Below are 7,482 nucleotides of genomic sequence, written 5' to 3'. Positions count from 1 at the left end.
GGGTGGCCAGCGACCCGTCGGGGGCGTCGGCGGCCGAGAAGGGGTCGAACGGGTCCGCCGACTGCGACGAGGTCGCCGTGATGCGGGGGCCGGGGGTCTCGGCGTGCGCGGTGGCGGCGGATCCCTGGTTGTTGACCGCCACGACCAGGACCGAGGCGCCGAGCAGGGCCACGGCGCCGCCGATCGCGGTCACCCGCCGCCCGGGACGGAACGCGGCGGGGACCGCGGGGAAGGCGGGGAGGCGCTGGAAGGCGGACGGTCCGACGCGCTCAGGGCGCTCAGGGCGCGCGGGTCGCTCGGGGCGCGGCTCCTCCGGCTCGGTGAACGCCAGGCCGTCGAACAGGTCGTCGGCGAGCGCGGGCTCGGTTTCCGGCGGGGTGACTTCACTGCCTGTGCCGCCGAACCCGGCGCCGCCGAGCGACGCGCCGTCGAGGGCTGGCGCCTCTCCGGCCGGCGAATCAGCGCACAGATACGCCAGCACCGCGGCCGTTCCCTCGGTGACGATGTGTGGGGGCGGGACCAGCAGATGGGGGTTGTCGTCCAGGCCGATGTGCTCCAGCGGCAGCTCGCCGAGGGCGGCCGGGACGTCGATCAGCCGGTTCCCGCCGAGCTCGATCCGGCGCAGTGTGTGCACACCGGCCAGGCTCTCCGGGACCTCGGTGAGCTGGTTGCCGGACACGTCGAGCGATTCCAGGGAGCTGAGTTCGCCGATCCACTCGGGGAGCTCGTCCAGCTGGTTGCGCGACAGGTCCAGTTCGCGGAGCGAGGACAGGGTTCTGATTTGGTCGGGAACGGCCGTCAGGCCGAGTGCGGCCAGCGACAGTCGTTCCTGGGTGGTGTGGGCCGCCAGCTCGGTCCGGAGCCGGGCTTCCAGAGCGCCGTCGCCGGAGTTCGGCGTGCCGCCGGTGTCCGCAGTGTCCTTAGTGTCGGCCATGTCGCTCACACCATCCCCGTCCGAAGCGCGAACGCCACCGCGTGGGCGCGATTGCGCAGCTGCCACTGGGTCAGCACCCCGTGGATGATGCTGTTCACCGTGCGTTCCGAGTAGTTCATGCGCTTCGCTATCTCCGTCGTGTCGAGGCCTTCGGCCAGCAGTTTGATCACTTCCACCTCGCGGACCTCGAGTCCGGTGCTGGTGAGCCCGCGCGGGCCGAGCACGTCGCGGTGGATGGTGCGCAACCGGCCGGCCAGCCAGCCGATCGCCTCGCGGGGCATTTCCAGGCGGCCCGCCGGAAGGGCGGTGACGGCGCGGACGATGCGGTCGAAGTCGGCGTCGCGCCGGGCGATCACGCTGACCGGGCCGTGCGCGACGGCGCCGAGCAGATGGTGCTGCTGCATCCCGTCACCGACCAGCACGAAGCCCACGTCCCGATGCGCGGTCTCGGCGGCCTCGCGCATCCGGTTCACCGTCCGCCCGGTCACCCGGTCCACGAGCATCAGCACGACCTGTGCGTCGGCGGTCTGCTCGGGCGGCAGGACGGTGACCTCCGGGCGCCGCCGGAGCCCGGCCAGCAGGGCGTCGCGGGTCACGGGGTCGTCGGCGAGGACCCACACCGGCGTCGGCTCGGCCGGTGCCGGAGCACCGCCGGACGTCGGCGTGCCGCCGTAGCCGGGCGCCCGGGACGGCCGCCGCACGGTCATGCCGCCGACGACACCGGGCGCGACACCAGGCACGAGCGCGGGTGCCGCCGGCGCGCCGTCGGCACCCGCAGGCCCGTAGTACCGCATCGTCGCCATTCCCTCTTCCGGCACAGCCGCCTCCCATCGTCGCTGCTTCCCGAAGTCTCATCGGCCCTCGCGCGGGGCAGAAGCCGGACCGCGCCGCGCTGCCCGGTTGGACACCGAACGGTGCCGGGGCGGTCCTGCGCCTCAGCGCCGCGCGTCGGGCCCCAGCCGGGCCCACAGACCCGCCAACTGCTCGACCTCGTCCTCGGACAGGCGGGCGATGAACAGGGCTTTGACTCCGGCGAAGTGGACGTCTGCCGCGAACCGCAGCACCCGCTCGCCCTTGTCGGTGAGCACCGCCTCGTCCGCCAGCCGGGTCACCAGCCGGCGCTGCGCCAGCCGGCCGACCAGGCTCATCAGGACCCTGACTCCACCGGGCGGGGTCGCCTCCCGCGCCAGGTCGGACAGGCGGCGCCGGCGCCCGGAGGCGCCCCGGAGCCGGCAGAGCACGTCGAACTCGCTGATGCTGAGCCCGGCCCGCTCGCGCATCTCCGCGTCGAGGCGTGCAAGAGCATTGCTTTGCACTTCGAGCATTCCGCGCCACGCTTGCAACTCCTGCTCGGTCAGATGCGGCACCTGCTGCTTGCCCGACGGCGCCGCCGCATCGGCCCCGGGCCCCGCCCAGGCGTCCCGGCGCGCGCGGTAGGCACGCTGCCGGCACGCGCTGGAGCAGTAGCGCGCGGGCCGGCCCGGCCCGTCCGGCGCCGGGACCGGTCGCCGGCATACGGGGCACTCGTCCGTCGGCACTGTGACCTCCCACCCCGTGACGAAAACGCCGTCGTCGTCACTACGCCGGTGGTGTGCGGCGGGTTCAGAAGCCGCCTCAGGCCAGCGTGATCTGGCCGTCGGCGACCTTGATGCCGATCTCCGCCAGCGGCCGGCTCGCAGGTCCCGTGTCGACGCTGCCGTCGGCGAGGTGGAAGCGGCTGCCGTGGCAGGGGCAGATGATCAGGCCCTTGTCGACCGAGGAGACGGTGCAGCCCTGGTGGGTGCACACGGCGGTGAAGGCCTTGAAGGTGCCTGCCACGGGCTGGGCGAGCACGATCTGGCGGTCGGCGAGGATCGTGCCGCCGCCGACCGGGACGGCCGAGGTCGCGGCCAGCGGAGCCGCCGCGGCCGCGCCGCCGGTACCGCCGGTGCCGCTGCCGCCGCCGGCTGTGCCGGACGCGTCCGCAGCAGGCGGATTCGCCTGGTTGGCGGCCGGAGCGCTGGTCTTGGCGCCGTACGTGCTGCAAGCCGTGCACAGCGCGCCCACGGCGACCGCCGCCACGCCGAGCACTGAGCGGCGCGCGGTGTCGCCCGCGCATCCAGAAGGAGTGATGTCTTGAGTCATGTCTTCAGTCCAAAGGTGGTGAAGTACCAGTACGAGGACGTGAGCCAGATGGCGACCAGCGCGGCGAACACCAGCCCGCCGAGCAGCGGGAGCGCCCACGAGGGCGCGTTCGGCCGGGGCAGCACCAGCATCTTCGCGGTGAAAACCCCGAAGAACAGGCAGCCGAGCAGCGAGTGGATCAGGACCCTGGTGCTGTAGTTCTGGAAGCCCAGCGCGTAAAGGCACTGCATCGCCACCGGCACCGCCGCCACGAAGGCCACGCGGCCGCTCCAGCGGTGCAGGCCGCCGATCCACGACGGCGTGCCGAACACCTTGAGCTTCCCGTAGATCATCAGGGCCGTGACCAGCTGGACCACGGCCAGGACCGTGGCGATCGTGGTCAGCCAGGCCTTGGCGGCCAGCGGGCCGGAGAAGCCGGCGACGTTGACCGCGATGCCGGTCGGGGTGTGGACGTGTCCGTACACGCCCAGCGCCAGCGAGACCGCGCAGCCGGCGGCCGCCGGGATCAGCAGCGCCAGCGTGGTTTTCGGCGGGGGCTGCTGGGCCGACGGTGCGGTTGTCGCGGCGGACTCGGCGGGTTCGGTAGACCCGTTGGATCCGACGGGCACGGCAGCCCCGCCGGATCCTGCGGGTGGTTCGGCGGACCAACTGATCATGACCCCTCCCGGGAGCCGTCGATACGGGTCGGCTGGACGGTCTGCCCGTCCGGCAGCACGGCGGTGCCGCTGCCGAAGTCGATCGGGGCGACCGGCGCCGCGGTCGCGGTGTCCCCGCCGGCGTCCTCGGCCCCGGTCTGGCTGCCGTCGGGCAGCACGATCCACGTGGCCTGCACCTTCACGCCCTGCTTCTTGGCGTAGGCGCGGTACAGGCCCGAGGGCGACTTGACGGCCGGCGAGGTGAAGGTCCAGTGCCGGCCGTCGCCGACGACCAGGCCGTGCGCCCCGCCGGCGTCGTACGTCGCGGTGAGCGTGGCGCCGTAGCGGCTGCTCAGGGCGAGCTTGCCGTCCTTCGCGGTGCCGGTGAACCAGACCTCGAACGAGCCGCCGCAGACATAGGCGATGGCCTTGCCGTTGTAGATCGAGACGGCCAGCGACGCGCCGCCGCCGTCGACCTTGCCGGCGTAGTCGTGGACCGCCGGGTTGGACGACGACGTCGGGCTGGACGGGGCCACGATGGTCGTGGCGCCGGTGGCCGGAATCGTCGTGACCGCGGTGGTCGGGGCGCTCGGCGTGGTCGGCGGCGCGCTGATCGTCGTGGACGACGCCGACGGAGTCGCCGGGGGAGCCGTCGGTGTGACGGCGGTCCCCGTGGTCCCCACAGCGCCCAACTTCTGCGCGACATTCTGGCTGGGCGTGGCGTTGATATCCATGCCCAACAGCACGCCTGCCAGGGCCACCCCGGCCGCCAGCGTCAGATACGGACCTTTGATGGTTTTCATCGGTCAGTAGTTCGAGCCCGCGGCGCTGCTGGACGGTGCGGCCGGCGCGCTCGACGAGGCCGCGCCAGCCGCCGGCAGGGTCTTGCTACCGGTCGGGGAGACCGCGAACCAGATCCCGCCGACGCCCTCGCCGTTGGTCTGGCCCGGCGCGGTGTCCTTGGCGAACCGGTAGATGGGCCAGTGGCCGATGGTCAGCTGGAGCGTGCCGTCGTCGCGCTTGATGACGCCGATCTGGTCGACCGCCACGCCGTCGACGAACACCCGCGAGCCGGGGCGCACCAGGACCGGCGGCCAGGTCTTCGCGCAGGCGCCGTCACAGTGGGACGCCGACGGGTTCGGGGTGTCCTTGTCGAACCGGTACATCGTGAACCCGCGGCCGTCGTGGACGATCGGCTGCAGGCCGTTGGCCGCGCCGGCGCTGAGCTGGACCCAGTTGAGCGCGGCCGCGTCGGTGCGCGGGCCGTTGTAGAAGTCGCCGGTGTTGTCCGGTGCGTTGTTCGCCTTCGCGGTGCCGTTCTGGTACTGCATCTGCGAGGTCAGGGCGTCGCCGCCGGCGTTGGAGGCGGAGCTGGAGGCGTCGCCGGCGGCAGTGTCCGAGCTGGACGCGCTGCTGGTCGCCCCGGCCGCCGCCGGCGCCGTGTTCGCGGAGGTGATGGCGGCCGTCGTCTGCGCGGGCGGCAGCGCCGCCGGCTTCGAGCTGCCCCCGCCGCACGCGCTCAGCGTCATGAGACCGGCTGCGGCGATCGTGGCCGCCGCGACGGTACGAATTTTGAACATCTGGAAACGCCCCCTGTATACCGACTTGATCGGTTACGTTGTGAACCTGTCGGGGGGACGTACGCAGCCGTCCGCGCGGCGGTTCAAACCTGATTCCAGATTCATATGAACGCGCACCACCGCCGGTCCGTAGAGCCTCCCGTCACGGTATCGACCCGGCCCCACCGCGCCGACTCGTGACGTCCCTTGTCCGATTCGACTGCCCAATACGCGACCACGGAGCCCGTATGCCCCATGGGGACGATCTTGCGATACATCTCTACAGAGAGCACGCGGCACCCTTGCTACGCTTCGTGCTGAGCCTGAACGGCGGCGTCCGTCAGGACGCTGAGGACGTCGTTCAGGAGACCCTGGTGCGGGCCTGGCGCAATGCCGACCGCCTGGATCCGAAGGCCGGCACGCTGCGGCCCTGGCTGTTGACCGTCGCGCGGCGGCTGGTCATCGACGAGCACCGCCGCCGCACCGCCCGCCCGCCGGAGGTATCCGACGCGGCGCTGGAGCACAAGGCGGGCGACGAGAGTGTGGAGAGGGCACTGTCGCAGATGGAAGTGGCCGAACTGCTCGACACGCTCAGCGTTCCGCACCGCGAGGTGCTGATCGCGACCTACCTGAAGGGGAAGTCGGTCGCCGAGGCGGCTGCCGACCTCGGTGTCCCACCCGGTACCGTCAAGTCCCGCGTCTACTACGCACTGCGCTCGCTGAAGGTGGCGGCGGCCGAGAGGGGGCTGACTCAGTGACCGACTCTGTGACCGAGCCCGAACACACCGACATCGGCGCCTACGTCCTGGGTCTGATGGAACCGGACGAGGCCGAACGCTTCGAGGAGCACCTGTTCGGCTGCGACCGGTGCACCGCGGAGCTCGACGACCTGGCCGACCTGCCCGCCCTGCTGCGGCCGCTGGTCCGCACGGGCGACGAGGCCGACGCCGCGGGCGCGGACGGCCCCGGCTCGGACGGCAGCGCAACAGAAGGGGTCGGCGGGGCCGGCAGCACCGCCGACGCCTCCCGCGCCGAACCCCTGACCGTCGCCCGCCCCAGCGCAGACCTGCTCCCGCGGGTATTGGAGGGCGTCAAGGCCCAACGCGCCTACAACCGCCGCCGCAACCTCCTGGCACTGGCCGCCGCAGTGGTCCTGATCATCGCGGGCCCGGTCGTAGGCGTGGCGATCGGCCACAACTCCAGCACGACACCCAAGCCCACCGACAGCGTCGCGGCCGAACTGGTGATGATGGGCGAACGCCACACAGCCGCCGACCCGGCAACAGGCGTCAGCGCAGTCGTCGGCATGGAGCAGCGCGAATGGGGCACGCACATAGCGATCGAGCTGTCCGGACTCCACGGCCCCCTCACCTGCGACCTCGTAGCGGTGGCCAAGGACGGCACAACCCAGGTGGTCACCAACTGGCTGGTCCCCGACCACGGCTACGGCGTCCCCGGCCACACCGCCCCCCTCGACATGCACGGCGGCACCGCCATCGCCAAGGCGAACCTGACGCGCGTCGAGGTACGGACGACCGACACGAACAAGGTGCTGCTCAGCGTCCCGGTGTGAGCGACCGGCGGGCCCACGTCCTGTGCGGCGTGGGCCCGCCGATCGCGAGATCTTTCGGCTGCGGTTGGCGACGGGCCGCGCGCGGCCGGCCACGTGGTGAGGGGGTCCGAAGGACCATGTGGGGGTTTGGTTCTGGGTCCCTCGCCGCGTCAGCGGGCGCAGCCAACCTGCCCGGTTTGGCGGTGTCAAGCCGGGCGCAACCGGACCACAGCAGCAGGGGTGCGGCTTGATTCCGCCAAACCGGGCTGGTTCCGTTTACGGCGATGACGCGGCGAGGGACCCAGAACCTCGGCGACCACAAGCAGCGACCGCCAGCAGGCAGCGCGACGCAGGCAACAGCGGATAGAAAGCCGAACAGTCGCGGGCCGGCGGCATCAAGCCCGACGCGCGGGTCGCCCCCTCGTCGAGGAGGCCCGCCAGAGGCCTCAAGGCACCCACCACGCGCGACGATTGCCGCCTACGCAACGCATGCGCAGTGACTCGGACCGGTGCGCGGTCGTGTTCGCGAAAACCGGCGGCCGCCAGCGCAACTAGTGGGGTTCAACCGAACTGCGTCCCCTGCGAGGCCATCAAACCATGTGCGAAGCCGTAAAAATCGCCTGTAAAACCACAAACGAACCGCAGCTTGTCCACCCTCAGCACCCCCACCCCCAACAC

General features: G+C 71.9%; 9 protein-coding genes. 2 read left to right on the top strand and 7 right to left on the bottom strand.

Features of this window, described 5'->3' with window-relative positions; genetic code table 11:
• The 7 genes from GWK61_RS51060 to GWK61_RS51030 form a co-directional block, all read right to left on the bottom strand.
• Window positions 1-934: leucine-rich repeat domain-containing protein (locus GWK61_RS51060; protein WP_194921289.1), on the bottom strand; the 934-nt coding region annotated here is incomplete at its 3' end.
• Between the two features lie 5 nt (window positions 935-939).
• Window positions 940-1,752, bottom strand: a complete 813-nt coding sequence (locus tag GWK61_RS60350) for a helix-turn-helix transcriptional regulator (protein WP_194921287.1) — start codon at window positions 1,750-1,752, stop codon at window positions 940-942.
• A gap of 117 nt (window positions 1,753-1,869) precedes the next feature.
• Complete coding sequence (locus tag GWK61_RS51050) at window positions 1,870-2,472, bottom strand: winged helix DNA-binding protein (RefSeq protein WP_194921286.1); 603 nt, start codon at window positions 2,470-2,472, stop codon at window positions 1,870-1,872.
• Window positions 2,473-2,548: 76 nt separating this feature from the next.
• Window positions 2,549-3,058 (bottom strand): Rieske (2Fe-2S) protein, encoded by a 510-nt coding sequence (locus GWK61_RS51045; protein ID WP_194921285.1) that lies wholly within the window; start codon window positions 3,056-3,058, stop codon window positions 2,549-2,551.
• The gene (locus GWK61_RS51040) at window positions 3,055-3,714 is read right to left on the bottom strand and encodes a DUF6529 family protein (protein ID WP_228564345.1); all 660 of its coding nucleotides are present in this window, start codon (window positions 3,712-3,714) and stop codon (window positions 3,055-3,057) included. The genes GWK61_RS51045 and GWK61_RS51040 overlap by 4 nt, the downstream gene beginning before the upstream one ends.
• Window positions 3,711-4,496, bottom strand: coding sequence for a hypothetical protein (locus tag GWK61_RS51035; RefSeq protein ID WP_194921283.1), 786 nt, complete (start codon window positions 4,494-4,496; stop codon window positions 3,711-3,713). The genes GWK61_RS51040 and GWK61_RS51035 overlap by 4 nt, the downstream gene beginning before the upstream one ends.
• 3 nt (window positions 4,497-4,499) lie before the next feature.
• On the bottom strand, window positions 4,500-5,273 hold the full coding sequence (locus tag GWK61_RS51030) for a COG4315 family predicted lipoprotein (RefSeq protein ID WP_194921282.1): 774 nt from the start codon (window positions 5,271-5,273) through the stop codon (window positions 4,500-4,502).
• Window positions 5,274-5,500: 227 nt separating this feature from the next.
• Between GWK61_RS51030 and GWK61_RS51025 the strand changes: the two genes are divergently transcribed.
• Window positions 5,501-6,010 carry a sigma-70 family RNA polymerase sigma factor gene (locus tag GWK61_RS51025; protein WP_194921280.1) on the top strand — a complete coding sequence of 170 codons (510 nt, stop codon included), beginning with the start codon at window positions 5,501-5,503 and terminating at the stop codon, window positions 6,008-6,010.
• The gene (locus GWK61_RS51020) at window positions 6,007-6,825 is read left to right on the top strand and encodes an anti-sigma factor family protein (RefSeq protein WP_194921277.1); all 819 of its coding nucleotides are present in this window, start codon (window positions 6,007-6,009) and stop codon (window positions 6,823-6,825) included. Before GWK61_RS51025 ends, GWK61_RS51020 begins: the two co-directional genes overlap by 4 nt.
• Window positions 6,826-7,482 lie beyond the last annotated feature (657 nt).

Source organism: Catenulispora rubra, assembly GCF_015356825.1.
GTDB classification, from domain to species: Bacteria; Actinomycetota; Actinomycetes; order Streptomycetales; family Catenulisporaceae; genus Catenulispora; species Catenulispora rubra.
Note: the sequence above shows the minus strand (reverse complement) of the source record. Positions and strands in the feature narration are given on the sequence as shown.